Annotated in this window: 19 protein-coding genes; all 19 read left to right on the top strand. The window is 50.6% G+C overall.

What is annotated here, in order from left to right:
* Positions 1–213 precede the first annotated feature (213 nt).
* The 19 genes from EDM56_RS03625 to EDM56_RS03535 all read left to right on the top strand — a co-directional run bounded on the left by EDM56_RS03625 (position 214) and on the right by EDM56_RS03535 (position 20,388).
* The gene (locus EDM56_RS03625; RefSeq protein WP_281274938.1) at positions 214–1,620 is read left to right on the top strand and encodes a flagellar assembly protein A; all 1,407 of its coding nucleotides are present in this window, start codon (positions 214–216) and stop codon (positions 1,618–1,620) included.
* Between the two features lie 16 nt (positions 1,621–1,636).
* Complete coding sequence (locus EDM56_RS03620) at positions 1,637–1,963, top strand: hypothetical protein (protein ID WP_122916514.1); 327 nt, start codon at positions 1,637–1,639, stop codon at positions 1,961–1,963.
* A gap of 21 nt (positions 1,964–1,984) precedes the next feature.
* Positions 1,985–2,527 (top strand): DUF6115 domain-containing protein, encoded by a 543-nt coding sequence (locus tag EDM56_RS03615; protein ID WP_122916513.1) that lies wholly within the window; start codon positions 1,985–1,987, stop codon positions 2,525–2,527.
* Positions 2,520–3,188: a hypothetical protein gene (locus EDM56_RS03610; protein ID WP_122916512.1), complete on the top strand. Its 669-nt coding sequence runs from the start codon at positions 2,520–2,522 to the stop codon at positions 3,186–3,188. The genes EDM56_RS03615 and EDM56_RS03610 overlap by 8 nt, the downstream gene beginning before the upstream one ends.
* A gap of 170 nt (positions 3,189–3,358) precedes the next feature.
* Complete coding sequence (gene rpsB, locus EDM56_RS03605; RefSeq protein WP_122916511.1) at positions 3,359–4,063, top strand: 30S ribosomal protein S2; 705 nt, start codon at positions 3,359–3,361, stop codon at positions 4,061–4,063.
* Between the two features lie 93 nt (positions 4,064–4,156).
* Entirely contained in the window at positions 4,157–5,044 is an 888-nt protein-coding gene (gene tsf / locus EDM56_RS03600; protein WP_122916510.1) for a translation elongation factor Ts, read from the top strand.
* A 91-nt stretch (positions 5,045–5,135) separates the two neighbouring features.
* Positions 5,136–5,861 (top strand): UMP kinase, encoded by a 726-nt coding sequence (pyrH, locus tag EDM56_RS03595; RefSeq protein WP_122916509.1) that lies wholly within the window; start codon positions 5,136–5,138, stop codon positions 5,859–5,861.
* The gene (gene frr, locus EDM56_RS03590; protein WP_122916508.1) at positions 5,861–6,418 is read left to right on the top strand and encodes a ribosome recycling factor; all 558 of its coding nucleotides are present in this window, start codon (positions 5,861–5,863) and stop codon (positions 6,416–6,418) included. Before pyrH ends, frr begins: the two co-directional genes overlap by 1 nt.
* Positions 6,419–6,486: 68 nt before the next feature.
* Positions 6,487–7,260: an undecaprenyl pyrophosphate synthase gene (locus EDM56_RS03585; RefSeq protein ID WP_122916507.1), complete on the top strand. Its 774-nt coding sequence runs from the start codon at positions 6,487–6,489 to the stop codon at positions 7,258–7,260.
* A gap of 21 nt (positions 7,261–7,281) precedes the next feature.
* The gene (locus tag EDM56_RS03580; protein ID WP_122916506.1) at positions 7,282–8,082 is read left to right on the top strand and encodes a phosphatidate cytidylyltransferase; all 801 of its coding nucleotides are present in this window, start codon (positions 7,282–7,284) and stop codon (positions 8,080–8,082) included.
* 40 nt (positions 8,083–8,122) lie between these two features.
* Positions 8,123–9,274: a 1-deoxy-D-xylulose-5-phosphate reductoisomerase gene (locus EDM56_RS03575; protein WP_122916505.1), complete on the top strand. Its 1,152-nt coding sequence runs from the start codon at positions 8,123–8,125 to the stop codon at positions 9,272–9,274.
* 23 nt (positions 9,275–9,297) lie between these two features.
* Entirely contained in the window at positions 9,298–10,566 is a 1,269-nt protein-coding gene (rseP, locus tag EDM56_RS03570) for an RIP metalloprotease RseP (protein WP_122916504.1), read from the top strand.
* A 174-nt stretch (positions 10,567–10,740) separates the two neighbouring features.
* Positions 10,741–11,796, top strand: coding sequence for a flavodoxin-dependent (E)-4-hydroxy-3-methylbut-2-enyl-diphosphate synthase (ispG, locus tag EDM56_RS03565; RefSeq protein ID WP_122916503.1), 1,056 nt, complete (start codon positions 10,741–10,743; stop codon positions 11,794–11,796).
* 92 nt (positions 11,797–11,888) lie between these two features.
* Positions 11,889–13,601 carry a proline--tRNA ligase gene (locus EDM56_RS03560; RefSeq protein WP_148040358.1) on the top strand — a complete coding sequence of 571 codons (1,713 nt, stop codon included), beginning with the start codon at positions 11,889–11,891 and terminating at the stop codon, positions 13,599–13,601.
* A gap of 139 nt (positions 13,602–13,740) precedes the next feature.
* Positions 13,741–18,045 (top strand): PolC-type DNA polymerase III, encoded by a 4,305-nt coding sequence (locus EDM56_RS03555; RefSeq protein ID WP_122916501.1) that lies wholly within the window; start codon positions 13,741–13,743, stop codon positions 18,043–18,045.
* A 137-nt stretch (positions 18,046–18,182) separates the two neighbouring features.
* Positions 18,183–18,641 (top strand): ribosome maturation factor RimP, encoded by a 459-nt coding sequence (gene rimP / locus EDM56_RS03550; protein WP_122916500.1) that lies wholly within the window; start codon positions 18,183–18,185, stop codon positions 18,639–18,641.
* Between the two features lie 57 nt (positions 18,642–18,698).
* Positions 18,699–19,793: a transcription termination factor NusA gene (gene nusA / locus EDM56_RS03545; protein WP_122916499.1), complete on the top strand. Its 1,095-nt coding sequence runs from the start codon at positions 18,699–18,701 to the stop codon at positions 19,791–19,793.
* Entirely contained in the window at positions 19,793–20,083 is a 291-nt protein-coding gene (gene rnpM, locus EDM56_RS03540; RefSeq protein ID WP_122916718.1) for an RNase P modulator RnpM, read from the top strand. Before nusA ends, rnpM begins: the two co-directional genes overlap by 1 nt.
* Complete coding sequence (locus EDM56_RS03535) at positions 20,080–20,388, top strand: YlxQ family RNA-binding protein (RefSeq protein WP_122916498.1); 309 nt, start codon at positions 20,080–20,082, stop codon at positions 20,386–20,388. The genes rnpM and EDM56_RS03535 overlap by 4 nt, the downstream gene beginning before the upstream one ends.
* Positions 20,389–20,399 lie beyond the last annotated feature (11 nt).

The following is a 20,399-nucleotide window of genomic DNA, read 5'->3' as shown; positions in this document are numbered from 1 at the left end:
CCAGAAGAAGGCAAGGCACCAAGTCAGATTTCTGGCTTGGACCAGCATGTTTCAGGCCTTCTTCAAGAAGTTTTTCTTCCTGTATTCGCAAGTTGTAACTTCTCAAGGGGGTTCTGATGCACGTAAATGCAAAAGTCGCAGCATTTGCGGCTTTGCACCGGTGGACAGCCTCGAAGGAAGTTTTTTCATTTTGAATGCCAAGGAGGGAGTCGTTTGCAGGACGCAAAGCTACATTCTTTGGAATTGGTGGTATCGCCTGACCGTATGCAAGCCGATTTGATCATCCATTCTGAAATTGGGCAAATCGAAATTACGGAAAGTGAGATTCATCAGTTTTTAAAGAGCCAGCAGGTAAAATTCGGAATTTTGGATCATGTGATTGAACAAATTTGCGATGATCCGCGGCGCTATGTGAACCAGCCCCAGCCAATTGCAGATGGAATGCCGCCGGTGCCAGGAACGGACGGACGGGTCGAGTTTGCTTTCCAATCGCTGATGAGCGATGAGCCGAAACCGAAAGAAATGGATGATGGCCGTGTCGATTATTATAATATCGTCAGCATTCCCAATGTGGCACGTGGGCAGCTGTTGGCTCGCAAAGTGCCACCTACGCCAGGTATTGACGGCTGTGACATTACAGGAGCAGCTGTTATGGCGAAAAAGGGCAAAGAGGTCATCATCAAACCGGGTAAAAACGTCGTATTGAATGAAGACAAATCGCTCTTGTACTCTGCAATTGACGGGCAAGTCTCTTTTTCCGAGGATCAAAAAATCAACGTGTTCCCCGTGTTTGAGGTGAAAGGCGACGTCGACTTTAGCGTGGGCAACATCGATTTTGTTGGAACGGTTGTGGTTCGGGGCAATGTACCGACCGGTTTTCGCATCAAGGCGTCTGGCGACATCCGTATTTTGGGAAGCGTGGAAGGTGCTGAACTGGAAGCAACCGGATCAATTGAGATCAAAAGCGGCATCGTGGCCCAGGACAAAGGCTCGGTCGTCGCAGGCAATACGATCAAGACTTCATTCATCCAAAATGGCAACGTATCGGCTCAAGGCGATGTCATCGTTTCGCAGAGCATCATGTTTTCCAATGTGCGTGCGGGAAAAAACATCATTTGCCGCGGTGCCAAAGGCTTCATTATCGGGGGGACGCTGCAAGCTGGCGAAAAAATCGTGGCCCGCGTCTTCGGGAACGCCAGTGCAACTCCGACCGTCTTGGAAGTAGGGGCAAAACCTGAGCTTCGTAACGAATTGGCGACGATTCAACGCGAATTACAAGTGATACATGAAAATATGCGCAAGGCCGATCAAGGTCTGAATGTTCTGAACCAATTGATGCAGACAACAGGAGACCTGACGCCGGACAAGCGAGCATTGCAAATCAAGTTGACCAACACGCGTCTTACCATGGAGAAAGATGGTAAGAAAATGGATGTAAGACGACAGGAAATCGAAAAGCTGATCGAGGGTGACTCTCCAGCAGCGGTGGAAATCCTTTCAGTGATGTATCCAGGCATCAAGCTTGTATTCGGACGGATGGTACGGTTTATCAAACAGGAGTTTTCACATACCCGATTTGTAATGATTGACGGCGAGATCAGCACATCGACACTTCTGTAAGGGGAGTGAGACAGGCATGAGCTTAAAGGCAGTGGAGCTGCAGGTGGCAATCCCCCGGACACAGGAGCTGGCGAGGCAACAGGAGAATCATCAACAGCGCCTGTGGCATGAGCAGCAGTCGATGATTACCGAGCGGAATCAGGAGGACCAGCACAACAGGGTCCGCACGCAAGAGCTGGAAAAATCGGCAAAAGGGTACAATAAAGAAGACAGAGAGCGCGAACGCAGGAAATCGCATGAAGCGATGGAGCAATTGGAAGAACGCAGACAAGAGGAAGAGCGTAAGCCGCATGTTCCGATGAAAGATCCATTGCGTGGACGCCACGTTGACATCTCATTGTAAAAACAGAAAGTGTGTGTGAGTATGCTGGAACAACCAATCTATCTTTTGATGGGTGCAGGCCTTCTTATCCTTCTTATCGCATTGTTCTTAACCCTCCGGCAAAAAGGAGCTTCTGGACAAGAGCAGTCGCGTTCGCATGAGCAAAAGCTGCAGGAACGTCAAGAAATGGAGAAGAGCTTGCAGCGCTTTGTGCATCAAGTGAAGCAAGAAAACGAATTGGTGGTCGCGAACCTGCGTAAAACCAAGGAAAATTTGCGCTCGGATTTGGATCAGCTGGAGGAGCGTATCCAGACCCTCGAAAGCGAGCTTGGTGCTGTTCGCGAGCAATTAGCCAGCAGTATGGGCGAAACGCAAAAAGAACCCCTTTCCATGGGCAACGAAGAAGTGCCGCGCGTTCACGAGGATACACTCTTTCTGCGGGAACGGTTTCAACGCGCGTTCGCGCTTCAGCGGGAAGGGTTGTCCCTTGATGAAATCGCTAAACAGCTGGGAGCAGGCCGCGGTGAGCTTGAACTGATCTTCTCTTTGGCCACGCCGCAAGAAAGAGGGCGGGCCCATGAGTAGTCGCTCTTTTTTATATGGATTGGGCAGCGGTTTGATTGTAGCTGCTGCGGTCATGTGGTTTTACCCGGCGCTACCCGGACAGAAGGCGCTGACACAGGAGGAGCTTGCGTCTATCGCCCAGCAAAAGCAGCTTGTGCTGGTGCCCAAGGCGGAATACGACAAGCTCAAAAATACGGATAAGAGCGCAGCAGCTCCAGCGAAAGCGCCTGTTTCGCCAACCGCACCGCAGACACAAGCGCCAAAACAGCCGGCAGCAGGCGATGCAACGCCGTCCACACAGCTGGGGCAGCCATTAACACCTGTACAACCTGCGACACAGGCGGGCAAAGCGCCTGACACAACAGCACCAAGCAAGCCAGATTCCGCATCAGCAGCGCCGCAAGTGACACAGCCAACCGCACAGGAGCCACAGACGACATCACCTGCATCACCTGAGATACCGGTGGAATTGGTCACCGTGCGCATCCCGGGGGCAACCAATGCGACTGCTGCCGGAAAGCTACTTGCAGATGCAGGATTGATCCAATCCGCGGATCAACTGGTAAACGCGCTGCGCGCTGCCGGCAAGCTCGACCGCATCCGTGCAAACACGTATCAAATCCCTAAAGGCACAAGCATTGACGATATTGTGAAACGTATTACAACCCCGCCGAAAAAATAAGGCGGGGTTTCTTGCATTTGGATTTGCCATATGATATAGTTTTCTACGGTGTTCAGTTCAATACGCACGTCAACCAATCCTGCCAACGGTGCTGCGAGATTCGCAGTTTTGGTAGGAGATGCGGTTGGGGGTGGGCACAAAAAACCATTTCTTGAAGGAGGTGTGTTGCTATGGCGGTTATCTCCATGAAACAGCTGCTCGAAGCTGGTGTACACTTTGGTCACCAAACTCGTCGCTGGAACCCAAAAATGGATCGCTATATCTTCACCGAACGTAACGGTATCTACATCATTGACTTGCAAAAGACAGTAAAGAAAGTCGAAGAAGCTTATAACTTCGTTCGCGAACTGTCTGCTAACGGAGGCAAAATCCTCTTCGTTGGTACGAAAAAGCAAGCTCAAGAAGCTGTGAAGGAAGAGGCTGAACGTACAGGCCACTACTACATCAATCAACGTTGGTTGGGTGGTACCCTCACAAACTTCACAACCATTAAAAAACGTACTGCTCGCCTGGCTGAGCTGCAACGTATGGAAACCGACGGTACTTTCGAAGTACTGCCGAAAAAAGAAGTAATCGTACTGCGTAAAGAAATGGATCGTCTGGAGAAGTTCTTGGGCGGTATCGCGACTATGAACGACCTGCCTGACGCTCTGTTCATCATTGATCCACGTAAAGAGCGCATCGCTGTTGCTGAAGCTCGCAAATTGAACATCCCGATCGTTGCAATTGTTGATACAAACTGCGACCCGGATGAGATCGACTATGTGATCCCTGGTAACGACGACGCAATCCGCGCTGTTAAATTGTTGACCAACAAAATGGCTGACGCTTTGTTGGAAGGCAGCCAAGGCGCTGAACAAACAACCACGGCGTAAGACATGCGAGGGTGGACTGAGGGCTTCAGAACCTCGTCCACTCTTTTTTTAAGGATAGACTATGGACGTACGAAAACCAGGGAGGTAAAAAACATGGCAATTAGTGCACAAGCAGTTAAAGAATTGCGCGAAAGAACAGGCGCAGGTATGATGGATTGCAAAAAAGCGTTGGAAGAAACCAGCGGCGACATGGAAAAAGCGATTGACCTGCTGCGTGAGCGCGGTATCGCGAAAGCAGCGAAAAAAGCAGGTCGCGTAGCGGCTGAAGGCTTGACTGCAGTTGCAGTTAACGGCAACGTTGGCGCAATCGTAGAAGTGAACTGTGAAACAGACTTCGTTGCGAAAAACCCTGAGTTCCAACAACTCGTAAAAGACATCGCTGAGCATGTTGTAGGACAACGCCCAGCAACTGTTGAAGCTGCTCTGGAGCAAGCTTTCAAAGGTGAAGGAAACACACTGGCTCACGTGATCAGCGAGAAAATCTCGACAATCGGTGAAAACATCTCCTTCCGCCGCATGGCAGTTTTGGAAAAAGCAGACAACGGCGCGTTCGGTGCCTACCTACATATGGGTGGTAAAATCGGTGCCCTCGTTGCGATCGAAAACAGCACAAACGAAGAACTGGCAAAAGACATCGCAATGCACGCAGCAGCGTCCAACCCTCGTTTCGCAAACCGTGAAGAAGTATCTGCAGACGAGATCGAACGTGAGCGCGAAGTGTTGAAAAACCAAGCGCTGCAAGAAGGCAAACCAGCAAACATCGTTGAGAAAATGGTAGAGGGTCGTCTCTCCAAATTCTTCGAAGAGTACTGCTTGGTAGAGCAACCGTTTGTAAAAGATCCGGACAAAAAAGTTTCCGCACTCTTGAAGGAAGCAAATGCTTCCCTGAAAGCTTTCGTTCGTTTCCAAGTTGGCGAAGGTATCGAGAAGAAACAGGAAGACTTTGCTGCTGAAGTAATGGCGCAAGTAAATAAACAGTAAGACAAAATAAAGGGAACACCTATGTGTTCCCTTTTTTAAAGGAATCATAAGAAGCACAAGAGAATGTGTAGATGAATGGAGGCCGCTGTAAATGCCACTTCCTGCTTATAAGCGAGTTGTGTTAAAGTTGAGTGGAGAAGCCCTGGCAGGAGAAGTGGGGTACGGGATTGACCCGAAAATTATCTTTTCCATCGCCAATCAAATCAAAGAGATCGTCGAATTAGGTGTACAGGTAGCAGTCGTAGTTGGGGGAGGCAACATCTGGAGAGGGCTTTCTGGCAGCTCCAAAGGCATGGATCGCGCTACAGCCGATTACATGGGCATGCTCGCCACCATTATGAATTCGCTGGCTCTGCAGGACGGTCTTGAGAAAGTAAATGTGCCAACGCGGGTGCAAACCTCGATCGAGATGCGCCAAGTAGCGGAACCGTACATACGCAGAAAAGCCATTCGCCATTTGGAGAAGAACCGCGTTGTCATTTTCGCTGCTGGTACAGGGAATCCATACTTTTCGACAGACACGACGGCAGCACTTCGAGCTGCTGAAATTGAAGCAGAAGTCATTTTGATGGCTAAGAACAAAGTTGATGGCGTTTATACTGCTGACCCGAGCGTTGACCCGACAGCCAAGAAATACGACCAGCTCACGTTCCTCGAAGTTTTGAACCAGGGTCTGGGTGTAATGGATTCGACTGCCTCCAGCTTGTGTATGGACAACAATATTCAGTTGATGGTGTTCTCGATTACCGAAGAAGGGAACATCAAGCGAGCCGTTATGGGCGAAAAAATTGGAACTATTGTCAAGGGGGATGCCTGATGCCACAATCGGTATTGAAAGACGCAGAAGAACGGATGACCAAAGCGGTAGCAGCACTGAAAAGGGACTTGGCATCGCTTCGCGCTGGCCGCGCAAATCCAGCCATGCTCGATAAAATCGTAGTTGATTACTACGGCACGCCGACACCGATCAGCCAACTGGCGAACGTCAATGCGCCAGAACCGCGTTTGCTGCAAATCCAGCCTTGGGACAAAGGTGCGATGAAGGAGATCGAGAGAGCCATCATGCAATCTGACCTCGGTTTGACGCCGACAAATGATGGTATCGTCATCCGCATCGCAGTGCCAATGCTGACAGAAGAGCGCCGCAAAGATTTAGTAAAAGTCGCGAACAAGAGCGCTGAAGAGGCGAAAGTTGCGATCCGCAACATCCGCCGCGATGCGAACGACGAGTTGAAAAAACTCGAAAAAGCTGCGACCATTTCGGAGGACGAATCTCGTCGCCACCAAGAAACGATCCAAAAAACAACAGATAAATTTATCGTTGAAGTGGATAAAGTTGTGAAAGACAAAGAAAAAGACATTTTGGAAGTGTAGACCAATGCAGCTTCCCCCTCGTTTGAGGGGGAATTATGTCTATATCTCTCATTTTGGGGGAAAGCTTAATGTTAGAGAAGCTCTCGCAGATGCTCACGCGAAAAGAACGGCAATCTAATAATGAAAATACAGTTCGTGATCGGGAGGCGCTGCCCGCGCACATTGCCGTCATTATGGATGGAAATGGCCGCTGGGCGAAACAGCGCAGCTTGCCGCGCATTGCTGGTCATCGTGCAGGCATGAAGACGGTCAAGGAGATTGTGAAAGCTGCCGATGAGATCGGCATCAAAATTCTGACCTTGTATGCTTTTTCTACCGAAAACTGGAAGCGTCCGCGGGATGAAGTTGATTTTTTGATGAAACTGCCGCAGGAATTTATATCGACAGAATTGGATGAATTAATTGAACGGAACGTTTGCATCCGCATGGTGGGCAGCAAGGAAGAGCTGCCGTCTTTCACGCGGGATGCATTGGAAAAAGCCGAAAGAAAAACGTTGAATAACACGGGCCTGAAGCTAAATTTTGCCTTGAATTATGGCGGGCGCAACGAGATTGTGCGTGCCATTTCAGAGATTTCTCAACGGGTAAAAGAAGGGGGCCTTGAGCCGGAAGAGATTACTGAGTCGTTGATCGCACAACACCTGTATACACGCGAATTTCCGGACCCTGATCTCTTGATCCGCACAAGTGGCGAAATTCGTCTGAGCAATTTCATGCTGTGGCAAATGGCTTATACGGAGCTTTGGTTCACCGATGTGCTCTGGCCTGACTTCAGCAAAGAAGATTTCTATCAAGCCATCGCCGATTATCAAGGACGGGCTCGTCGCTACGGTTCGGTGTAACTCATAAAGAGGTGGGATCAATTGAAGCAGCGGATCATCACGGGAGGGATTGGTGGCATCATTTTCCTGTCCCTTGTTTATGCAGGAGAAGAATGGTATTCATTGCTCATTGTGCTACTAGCCTCGATAGGATTGTACGAATTTTTACGAATGGCTGGACTGCGGCTGTTTAGCTTCGCAGGACTGGTCGGCTACGTACTAATGATGAGCCTGATTTGGCCGTCTCTCTATTTTTCGAACCTCGTGCCAATCGGTACCGGAGGCAGCACGTCATTGCTGTTGCCTGCGTTGTTTCTGCTGCTGTTTTATACCGTGGTTCGCAAAAATCAGTTTCAGATTGAACATGCCGCCCTTACGCTGGTTGGGGCGTTATACATAGGATTCGGGTTTACGTACATAGCGGCGACCCGCAACTTTTCGCCAGATGGTTTTTATTTGACCATGCTGGTTTTGCTGGGGATCTGGGCAACAGACTCCGGCGCATATTTCGTGGGACGGGCTATCGGCAAAACCAAGCTATGGCCATCCATTAGTCCGAATAAAACGGTGGAGGGTGCGCTGGGCGGCCTGATTTTGGGGTTTGTTGTGATCGTGGGGATCGATCTATGGTTTGCTGTGCTCCCGCTTTCAAAAGCGATCTTGATTGGGTTTGTCACAGGGATCGCGGGACAGTTTGGCGATCTGGTGGAATCGGCGATCAAGCGGCATTACGACGTAAAAGACTCGGGGCATATTTTCCCGGGGCATGGTGGCGTGATGGATCGGGTCGACAGCTGGATTGTGGTTTTCCCGATTTTGCATTTTCTTCATTTGCTAAGCTAAAGAAATCAGTCGTTATGTGCATGGGTAGAGGGTGAATATCATGAGAAAAATAGCACTGCTTGGCTCGACGGGCTCGATCGGAACGAGCACGTTGGCGGTAGTGGCGGAGCATCCCGATGAGTTTTGCATCACGGCGATGGCAGCCGGCAACAATGTTGATTTGCTCGTGGAGCAGGTCCAGCTGTTTACACCTGAGCTCGTCTCGGTTGGATCGGAAAAAGCTGCAGTTGAGCTGCAAGGCAGGCTGCATGGCAAAAAGCCGGAAATTGTCTGGGGCGAGCAAGGTTTGCTTGACGTAGCGGCTCATGCCGACGCTGAGTTTGTCATGACGGCTGTTGTAGGAAGCGTAGGGGTAGCGCCAACCTTGGCAGCGATCCGCGCGGGCAAAACGATCGGCCTGGCAAATAAAGAAACACTCGTTACGGCAGGGCATATTGTGATGGAGGCCGCTCGTGAGAACAAGGTGACGATTTTGCCGGTTGATAGCGAGCATGCTGCCATTTTCCAATGCTTGCAAGGTGAACACCGCGGAGATGTCGAACGGATCATTATCACGGCATCAGGCGGTTCCTTCCGTCATAAAAAAAGAGAAGAGCTGAAAAATGTGACAGTACAGGATGCGCTCAACCATCCGAACTGGAGCATGGGTGCTAAAATCACCATCGATTCCGCAACGATGATGAATAAAGGATTTGAGGTAATCGAGGCGCATTGGCTTTTCGATATGCCGTATGAGCAAATTGATTGCCTCCTGCATTATGAAAGCATCATACACTCTATGGTAGAATATAAAGATAGGGCGGTGATGGCACAGCTTGGCACACCTGACATGAAGGTGCCGATCCAATACGCGCTCACCTATCCGCGCCGGACGAATTTGGCGACAGAGCGCCTAGATTTGGCGAAATTGTCCACATTACATTTTGCCGAAATGGATTATGAACGGTACCCATTGTTAAGGCTTGCGTTTGACTGTGGCAAGGCAAGTGGAACGCTTCCAGCAGTTCTCAATGCGGCGAACGAGATTGCGGTCGCACGTTTTTTGCGGGGCGAAATCACATTCCTGGCCATCGAAAAAATTGTCGAACAAGCGTGTGTAGCACATACACCCGTACTCAATCCTGATTTGGAAACAATCATGGCAGCCGACGCGTGGGCGAGACAATTTGCAGCAGGAAATGCGGGCGTCTGATTGGTAAAAAAGGAGGTTAACCGTTGCCTTTACCTAACTTTGATTCGCTAGAGTCCGTAATTGCGATCATCGTCGTCTTCGGGATGCTGGTGTTCGTGCATGAATTGGGTCACTTTCTGTTGGCTAAGCGGGCGGGCATTTTATGCCGCGAGTTTGCGCTGGGAATGGGACCGAAAATTTTCCGCTTTAAACGTGGGGAGACGGAGTATACACTGAGATTGTTGCCAATCGGCGGGATGGTCCGCATGGCTGGCGAAGATCCAGAGATGGACGTGCTCAAAACCCACATGAATGTTGGCGTAGAATTGGACCATACGGGTAAAATCAAACGGTTTTTCCTGGACAACTTGGATGCGCTCCCTGCAAACGTATTGAAAGGGTCGCTCTTAGATTGGGAGCTTGAACGCAAGCTTCAGGCGACGCTCGAGGTCGCAGGGGAAACAAGATCGTTTGCTGTTCATCCGCAAGCGTTGCTCGTAAGTGCGGGACAAGAAGTACAGATTGCACCGCATGACCGTCAGTTTGGTGGAAAGACGGTGCCGCAGCGTTTCTGGGCGATTTTTGCCGGACCGGCAGCCAACTTCATTCTGGCATTTGTTCTTTTGGTCGCAATCGGCCTGATTTACGGAGTGCCAACGAATGCGCCCAAAATCGGTCCTGTGAATCCAGGTGGACCAGCGGCGATTGCCGGCTTGCATGAAGGGGATCGGGTCGTGACGATTGATGCGAAACCGGTCGCATCCTGGATGGAGATTGTAGATGTTGTCAGCAAATCCCCAGGCAAGACACTTACGTTTGTCATTGATCGTAACGGGCAACAACTGAAAGTGCCTGTCAAAGTGGAAAACAAAGATCAGGTAGGCAAGATCATGGTGTACAACCCAGTCGTCTATTCTCCGGGAGAGGCGCTGCGTTTTGGCGCGGTGACCACCTATGATTTCACGGCGATGATTGTGAAAGGGTTGGCCTCCCTGTTCACCGGGGCTGTCGGACTCAAAGATTTGAGCGGGCCTGTGGGCATTTTCAAAATGACGGGCGAATTCGCGCAGCAAGGAATGTCGATCCTGCTGAAATGGGCAGCGATCCTGAGCATCAACCTCGGTTTGTTTAATCTATTGCCGTTGCCAGCTTTGGATGGTGGACGACTCGTGTTCCTCATTGTGGAAGCTTTGCGTGGCAAACCGATTGATCCGCATAAGGAAGGGATGGTTCATTTCCTTGGTTTTGCCTTCCTGATGCTGTTGATCCTCGTTGTAACGTGGAACGACTTGCACCGCATTTTCTTTTCATAAAGTCACGCCCAATATTGGGAGAAATAGAACCGCGAACATCAAATGTTTGTGAACAGGCAGATCAGTATAGACAGAATGAGAGAAAAAACAAAGCGCGGCCACATGCCTGTACGGGCGAAAAGCTAGCACGGGCGGTCGCATGAATTGTTTTACACAAAAGGAGAGTGCCTCGTAATGTTCAAGCGTGAGGAGACGAAACCGGTATTTGTGGGTGGCGTACAAATTGGCGGACAAAAAAGCGTCGTCATTCAGTCGATGACCACCACCGATACGCGTGATGTGGAAGCAACATTGGCCCAAATTCAAAGTTTGGCAGATGTAGGTTGCCAAATCGTTCGATTGGCAGTCATCAATGAAGATGCTGCGCGTGCGATCAAGCAGATTAAGGAGCGCTCGCCATTGCCGCTGGTTGCCGACATTCATTTCGATTACAAGTTAGCGCTCACCGCGGTGGAGAGCGGAATCGATAAAATTCGGATCAATCCGGGTAATATCGGCTCGAAAGAGAAAACCAAAGCGGTCGTCGAAGCGTGCCGCGAGCGCAATGTGCCGATCCGCATCGGTGTCAATTCCGGTTCTGTAGAGAAACGTTTGCTCGATAAATACGGTTATCCAAGTCCGGAAGCAATCGTGGAGAGCGCGATGAGCCACGTCGAGATTTTGGAAGAGCTTAATTTCGACAATATCATTATCTCGCTTAAATCGTCCGATGTGCCAACGATGATCCAAACGTATTCCCTCATGGCGCAAAAGCGTAACTACCCACTTCACGTAGGGGTAACCGAGGCAGGTACGATGTTCTCCGGCAGCATCAAGTCATCCGTTGGAATCGGCACCGTGCTCTCGATGGGTATAGGTGACACGATCCGTGTCTCGCTGACTGCCGATCCGGTCGAGGAGATCAAGGTTGCGAAGCAAATTTTGCGCAGCTTGGATATCGTCAACAACGATCCAGTCGTTATCGCGTGTCCATCATGCGGCCGTTGTGCCATCGATTTGATCGGTCTGGCAACAAAGGTGGAGGAAGCCGTTACCACGATCAAGAAGCCGCTGAAGATCGCCGTTATGGGTTGTGCGGTAAACGGTCCTGGCGAAGCGCGTGAAGCGGACGTGGGCGTTGCAGGCGGCAATGGGGAAGGCTTGATTTTCCGCAATGGTGAAATCGTGCGGAAAGTGAAGGAAACCGAATTGTTTGAAGAACTGATGAAAGAAATTCACAGCATGGTATAAAAAGGGGAATGGGGACGATCGACATTTGTGCGAACGTACCCGACCCGTAATGGAATGTTTGTCGTGGAGATTGAAGGAGGAACTTGTCCGTGTTGAAGCAGAGTCAGATGTTTATTCCTACATTGCGTGAAGTACCATCCGATGCAGAAATCGCCAGCCACAAGCTTTTGGTTCGCGCTGGTCTGGCGCGCCAGCTGGCGTCGGGGATTTATTCCTATCTACCGCTTGGCTTGCGCGTTTTGCAAAAGATCCAAGCAATTGTCCGTGATGAAATGAACAAGGCAGGAGCGCAGGAAATGGTGATGCCAGCCATGCAACCAGCCGAGCTGTGGGAAAAGAGCGGCCGCTGGGAAGCGTACGGCCCTGAGCTGGTTCGCCTGAATGACCGTCACAACCGTCCGTTTGCCTTGGGACCGACGCATGAGGAAGTCGTGACGACATTGGTTCGCGATGAAATCAATTCCTACAAAAAGCTGCCGATCAATCTATACCAAATCCAAACCAAATTCCGCGACGAAGTTCGTCCTCGCTTCGGTTTGATTCGCTGCCGCGAGTTTATCATGAAGGATGCGTACTCGTTTGATACGACGCAAGAAGGATTGGACAAAAGCTTTCAGGACATGTTCAATGCCTATACGAATATTTTTACGCGTGTCGGCCTGAATTTCCGGGCTGTTGAAGCGGATGCGGGATCGATCGGTGGAACCGGTACCTATGAATTCATGGCGCTGTGCGAGATTGGCGAAGACACGATCGCATATGCGACAGAAGGCAATTATGCTGCCAATCTGGAAAAAGCGGAAGTGGTGTACAACGCCGCGCCAAAACAAGATGCAAGCGTATCTGCACCTGAAAAAATCCATACGCCTGGCGTAAAAACAATCGAACAGCTGACTGAATCGCTTGGCGTGGAAGCAAGCTCGATCATCAAGAGCCTTGTTTGCAAAGTCGATGACCGGATCGTCCTGGTTTTGGTGCGCGGTGACCATGAGCTGAACGACGTAAAACTGAAAAACCTATACGATGCGACGAATGTCGATTTCGCCAGCGAGGCAGAAGTGCGTGCAGCAGTTGGCGCGCCAATCGGCTTTGTCGGTCCATTGGGTGTCGATGGTGAAAAGATTGACATCATTGCCGATAACTATGTTCAAGATATCGTAGATGGATTGGTCGGTGCCAATGAGGCAGACTATCATATCAAACATGTGCAGCCAGGTCGTGATTTCCAAGTCAAAACCTATACCGATCTGCGCAACATCACGGAGGGCGACGATTGCCCTCGAGGCGGCGGCAAAATCGCGTTTGCGCGCGGTGTTGAAGTCGGACACGTCTTCAAGCTGGGGACGAAATACTCAGAGCCGATGGGCGCGACCTTCTTAGACGAAAACGGCCGCTCCAAACCGATGATCATGGGCTGCTACGGTATCGGGGTATCCCGTACACTCGCAGCGGTTATCGAGCAAAACAACGATGAGAACGGCATCATCTGGCCGGTATCGATCGCGCCATACCATGTTCATGTAATTCCAATCAATTCCAAAGTCGATGAGCAGCGTTTGGCGGCAGAAGAGCTGACCGCAAAACTGACTGCTGCTGGCATCGAAGTGCTCTACGATGATCGTCTGGAGCGCGCAGGCGTGAAATTTAAAGATGCAGATTTGATCGGTCTCCCAATCCGCATCACGATTTCCGATAAAGTAAACGAAGGTACGGTTGAGGTGCGTGTGCGCCGATCCGGCGAAGCTGTTGATGTTCATGTCGATGAATTGATCAGCTATGTAAAAGAAAAATTGGCTGTACTGTAAGAAACTGCTCCGGCGAAACCGGGAGGAAAATGACCGTTTTTGTCGAATTTGTAGGAGGCTACTCTGATTCCTGATTCAGGGTGCCTCTTTTCTTTTTTGCGTCAAACGGAATTTCTCGTAAGATGAGGTGACAAGGGGAATGGATCGCATAGCAGAACAGCAACAGCGCTTTTCCGTGCTGGTGCAACAGCTGCAGCTGCCGACTGATTGGGTGCAGCCTTATTTTCAATCAGGTCGGATCGATAAACTGGAGATTCGCAAACAGACGAAAGAATGGATTTTTTCGTGTACCCTTCCGAGACTATTGCCTAAGGATGTCTATCATCATTTTTATAGCCAGTTGAAGCACTCATTTGCTCATTTGGCACAAGTGGACTTATATCTTAGATATGAACTGGCCCCGGGCGTTGACGAAATGGTTGCGGATTATTGGCACTACCTTTTGGCACTCTTGGAGCCGAAAGTGAACTCGATTGCGCAAACGGTTCGCAATGCACAAAAAACGGTGGACGGCAGCTTAATCACGGTTACGCTGCCGACTGAAATGTCGATGGAAATGGCAAAACGGAAAAAAGTGGATACTGAGCTGGCCGAGCTTTTCGCGAAGGTGGCAGACATCAAGCCGCGTTTTCAATTCCAAGTGGAAGAAAACAATGAGGCGATGAAGGCATTCCTCGAGCAACGTGCGGAAGAAGAGCGGGCGCTTGTAGAAGTCGTGGTCAGCGCAGTTCAAGCCGAGAAAGAGTCCCAGCAAGAGCAGGAAGCGGTCACGACGATCATGGTCGGCTATGAGATCAAGGACGACGCGATTCCGATCCACGAGATTCAGGAGGAAGAGCGCCGCATTATCATCCAAGGGACCGTGTTCAATAAAGAGCTGCGCGAGCTAAAAAGTGGACGTCATCTGCTGACATTCCATCTGACGGATTATACCGACTCGCTGACAGTCAAGATTTTTTCCCGCGATAAAGAAGATGCCAAGGTTCTCGAGGCGATCAGCGACGGCATGTGGCTGAAGGTACGCGGTAGCGTGCAGCATGACCAATTTGCCCGCGAGCTCGTGATGACGGCGAACGATTTGAACCAAATTGAAGCACAGGGCCGAAAAGACTGGGCGGAAGAGAAGCGTGTGGAGCTGCACTGCCATACGCCGATGAGCTCGCTCGACGGCGTCGCTTCCTTGAAGTCACTCATTAGCACAGCGGCAAAATGGGGCCACAAAGCGATTGCGGTCACCGACCACGGTGTTGTACAGGCGTTCCCGGAAGCTTATGGGACCGCGAAAAAAAGCGGGATCAAGTGCATCTTAGGCTTGGAGGCGTATGTCGTGGAGGACGGCATCGATGTCGTCTACAACCTTGATCCGAAAACGAACGATATCCAGATAAACGAGCATACCGAATACGTTGTGTTTGACGTGGAGACGACCGGTTTGAATGCCGCGGAGCATACGATCATTGAGATTGCCGCCGTCAAGATGAAAGGGCTCGAGATCATCGATCAGTGGACAGATCTGGTTGACCCACAACTGACGATCGGGCCGAAGACGACTGAGATTACTGGGATTACCAACGAGATGCTTCGCGGCAAAGATACGCTCGAAGTCGTTCTGCCTAAATTCAAGGAGTTTGCCGGCAATGCGATTCTGGTCGCGCATAACGCGGAGTTTGACCGCGGCTTCATCAATGCTTGCGCCAAACGGATCGGCATGGAAACCTGGAACAATCCGTTTCTCGACACGCTGCCATTGGCGCGAATGATGTACAAAGATATGCGCAGCTACCGTCTGGGAAGCTTGGCCAAGCGATTCAACGTCGATTTGGTCAATGCCCACCGTGCCTTGGACGATACCGTCGCACTCGCGCACATTTTACAATATATGCTCAAGGACATTCGCGAAGCGCAAATCGCAAGCCTTGCGCAGCTGAATGAAGAGAGCAACAAGCAAGCCGATTACAAAAGCTCTCGCCCGTTCCATGCGACAATCCTTGTGCAGAACAAGACTGGCCTGAAAAACTTGTACAAGCTGGTCAGCCGCTCGCATGTCGAGACGTTTTTCCGCTGGCCGCGGATTATGCGCAGCCAACTGACGAAGCTGAAAGAGGGCTTACTCATCGGAACAGCCTGCAAAGATGGTGAGCTATTCCAAGCGATTTTGCGAGGAAAAACCAAGGAAGAACTGAAAGAGGTTGCTCGCTTCTATGACTACATCGAGCTGCAGCCGATCGAGCATTACAAGCCGCTGCTGCGCGATGAGAACATACCGTCGCTAGACGTCGTGAAAGGCTATCACCAGCTGCTTTTAGAAATCGCAGACGAGCTGGGGATCCCGGTCGTCGCCACGGGTGACGTCCATTTTCTCAATCCGCAGGATCATGTGTACCGGGAAGTGTTTTTGCTCTCCCAAAACAATCAGGATGCTAACGATCAACCGCCGCTCTATTTGATGACGACGGACGAAATGCTCGCTGCATTCTCTTATTTAGGTGACCGCGCACGGGAAATCGTCATCACGAATACGAACAAAGTGGCGGACATGATCGAGGATGTCAGTCCGATTCCGGATCGCCTTTACACGCCAAACATCGAGGGTGCGGACGAAGAGCTTCGTGATATGTGCTATGTCAAGGCTCGCAAAATGTATGGCGATCCGCTGCCGGAACTCGTCGAGGCCCGGCTAGAGAAAGAACTGAACTCGATCATCAAGCACGGCTTCGGCGTTATTTATTTGATTTCACAGCGTTTGGTGACCAAATCGCTGCGCGATGGCTATCTGGTCGGTTCACGGGGGTCGGTTGGTTCTTCGTTTGTCGCGACGATGTCCGATATTACCGAGGTTAACCCACTGCCGCCACACTATTTGTGCCCGAACTGTCAGCACAGCGAATTCATCTTGGACGGGTCGATCGGTTCCGGTTTTGACCTGCCGGATAAGGAATGTCCGAAATGCGGCCACATGTTCGCCAAAGATGGACAAGATATTCCGTTTGAAACGTTCCTTGGCTTTAAAGGGGACAAAGTTCCCGATATCGACTTGAACTTTTCCGGGGAGTATCAGCCACGAGCGCATAAGTATACACAAGAATTGTTCGGCGTCGATAACGTATACCGCGCTGGAACGATCGGTACCGTAGCGGAAAAGACCGCCTTCGGTTATGTACGCAAGTTTGCGGATGAGCGTGGCAAAGTCATGCGCAATGCGGAAATCGCCCGTTTGGTCAATGGCTGCACGGGTGTGAAACGAACGACGGGTCAGCACCCGGGCGGAATCATTGTTGTACCGGATTACATGGAGATTGAAGATTTTTGCCCAATCCAGTTTCCAGCGGATGATAATGAATCCGAATGGCGGACCACGCATTTCGACTTCCACTCGATTCATGACAACTTGCTCAAGCTCGATATTCTTGGGCACGACGATCCCACGGTTATCCGCATGCTTCAGGACTTGACCGGAATGGACCCGAAAACCATCCCGCTGGATGATCCTAAAACAATGTCGATCTTCAGCAAAACTGAAGCGCTCGACGTAACCCCAGATCAAATTCGCACAAATATGGGGACGCTCGGTATTCCCGAGTTCGGAACCAAATTCGTTCGCCAGATGCTTGAGGACACGAAGCCGACCACCTTCGCCGAGCTGGTGCAGATCTCCGGTCTGTCTCATGGTACGGACGTATGGCTGAACAATGCGCAGGATTTGATCCGCTCCGGTACGTGCAAGCTGTCAGATGTAATCGGTTGTCGCGACGATATCATGGTGTACTTGATTTACAAAGGGCTCGATCCGTCACGCGCGTTCAAAATCATGGAGTCCGTGCGGAAAGGGAAGGGCGTTAACGAGGAAGACCAGGAAGAGATGAGAGCCAATAACGTCCCGGCGTGGTACATCGACTCTTGCCAGAAGATCAAATACATGTTCCCGAAGGCGCATGCGACCGCCTACGTCATGATGGCCGTGCGCATCGCCTACTTCAAGGTGCATAGACCGCTAGAGTTTTATGCGACCTATTTCTCGGTCCGTGCCGACGACTTTGACATTCCGTTGATGGTCAAAGGCTCTGCAGCCATCCGCGCAAAGATCGAGGAGATCGAGGGCAAAGGGCATGATGCACAGCCGAAAGAGAAGGCGCTCCTGACTGTGCTGGAAATGGCGCTGGAAATGGTTGAGCGCGGGTTCAAATTCAAGAATGTCGACTTGTACCGTTCGGACGCAACGCGGTTTTTGATTGAGGACGATTCCTTGCTCGCGCCGTTCAATGCGTTGCCTGGTCTAGGTACGAATGCGGCAATCAGTATCGTAAAAGCGCGCGAAAATGGAGAGTTTTTGTCGAAAGAGGACTTGCTTTCCCGTTCGCGGATTTCCAAGACGATTTTGGAGTATTTGGAGGAGCAAGGGGCCTTGCAAGGACTGCCGGAATCTAACCAGCTCTCCCTGTTTTAGCCGTTCACGGTTGTCATGCTAGGAACGTTATGCTATAATTTCTTTGGGAATACTGTTGATACTCGTTACTGTTGAGAGTGGGGAAACCCACTCTTTCTTTCTGGGTAAATGAGCATGAAGCAAAGGAGGTACCTGAAGTGAGTAAGGTAACGCAAATCGTTGAAGATCTGCTTGCACCCATCATGGAAGAAATGAATTTGGAAGTCGTTGAAGTCGAGTACAAGAAAGAGGGGAGCAACTGGTTTCTCCGCGTCTTCATCGACAACGAGTCGGGCACCATCGATATCGATGACTGCGGCGCTGTGAGCGAACGGTTGAGCGAGCGTCTCGACGAGGTCGATCCGATTCCGACGGCGTACTTCCTGGAAGTCTCTTCACCCGGTGCAGAGCGTCCGCTGCGCAAGGAGAATGACTATCGCAAGGCGGTCGGCAAACACGTACATATTGTCACCAAAGAAGAAATCGACGGCCACACTGTTTTTGAAGGGGAATTGACATCCTTTGAAGAAGGTGTGTTAACGGTTGCGGAAGCGAAGAAGACACATCGCATTTCGCTCGCACAAATTGAGTCCGCGCGGCTGGCAATCGTTTTTTAAGGAAGCACACGACAAATACATGATGTTGCAATTCCGAAAGGAGGGGGCAAAGAAAAAATGAACTCGGAGTTTATCCAAGCATTAGAAGACATTGAAAGAGAAAAGGGAATCGCCAAGGACATTCTGATTGAAGCGATTGAAGCTGCCCTGATCTCTGGATACAAACGTAATTTTAATTCAGCGCAAAACGTGCGGGTGGATGTGAACCGCTTTACCGGTCAAGTGCGCGTATATGCCCGCAAAACGGTAGTGGAGGAAGTCCTTGACGTACGCTTGGAGATTTCGCAGGAAGCGGCGCATGAGATCGACCCCAACTACCGCTTGGAAGACATCGTGGAGATTGAAGTGACTCCTCGCGACTTCGGTCGCATCGCGGCGCAAACAGCCAAACAGGTGGTCACCCAGCGCATTCGTGAGGCCGAGCGCGGTTTGATTTACAGCGAATTTATCGAGCGTGAGGACGACATCGTCACTGGTGTTGTGCAGCGTCAAGATAGCCGTTTTTATTACATCGATCTCGGCAAGGTGGAGGCGATCATGCCGCTTACCGAAAAAATGCCGACCGATGAATTTAAGCCGCAAGATCGAATCAAGGCATATATTATCAAGGTTGAAAAGACAAACAAAGGACCGCAAATCGTGGTATCCCGCACACATCCTGGACTGTTGAAACGACTGTTTGAACTGGAAGTGCCGGAAATTTACGACGGAGTTGTCGAAATCAAGTCTGTTGCCCGCGAAGCAGGCGATCGTTCCAAAATTGCGGTTCACTCCGTTAATCCGGAAGTAGATCCTGTGGGTGCTTGTGTCGGACCGAAGGGCATGCGCGTACAAACGATCGTTAATGAGCTGAAAGGCGAAAAGATCGATATCGTGCGCTGGTCTGAGGACCCGGCCGAATATGTGAAAAACGCACTGAGCCCATCCAAGGTGCTCTATGTAGACGTAAATGTTGCTGAGAAGGTCACTCGTGTCATCGTTCCGGACTATCAGCTGTCGCTCGCGATCGGTAAGCGCGGCCAAAATGCACGTCTCGCGGCCAAGCTGACCGGTTGGAAAATCGACATCAAGAGCGAGAGCCAAGCCGAGCAGGAAGGAATCGACTACCCACGCAGTGCCGAGAATCAAGAACTGGTGGATGTGGATGAATGATGAAGCAGAAGAAAATTCCGCTTCGCAAGTGCATCGTCTGTCAGGAAATGTATCCGAAAAAAGAGCTGGTTCGCGTTGTTCGCACTCCAGAGGAAGAAATCCGGATCGATCTGAACGGGAAAGCAGCCGGACGCGGGACTTACGTATGCCGCCGCGAAACGTGCATGACACCGGATACTTTCGCCTCAGGCAAATGGAAAAAAACGTTGGAGCGCGCTTTGAACATGACGATTTCACAAGAGCAATATGATGCGTTTCGCAACCAATGGCTGGAGTTGATCGGGAAGTGAACCCGAAATTGACACAGATTTTAGGGCTTGCCATGCGTGCCCGTAAGGTGACAACAGGTGAGGAACTGGTAGTGCGTGCGATTCAAAGCAAACAGGCACGACTGGTTTTGTTATCCACAGATGCTTCTGCTAACACCGTCAAGAAGATAACGGACAAATGCCAGTATTATTCCATTCCTTGCTACCAGCCATTAAACCGGCAAGAGTTGGGTCATGCGATTGGAAAAGAAGCGCGCGTTACGCTTGCGGTTACAGACGTCCACTTTGCACAGAGCATCCAGCGCCTTCTCACACCTATTTCGTAAGGGGTGAAGTT

Origin of the sequence: Brevibacillus fluminis (genome assembly GCF_003710825.1) — a bacterium.
Classification (GTDB): Bacteria; Bacillota; Bacilli; order Brevibacillales; family Brevibacillaceae; genus Brevibacillus_D; species Brevibacillus_D fluminis.
Note: the sequence above shows the minus strand (reverse complement) of the source record. Positions and strands in the feature narration are given on the sequence as shown.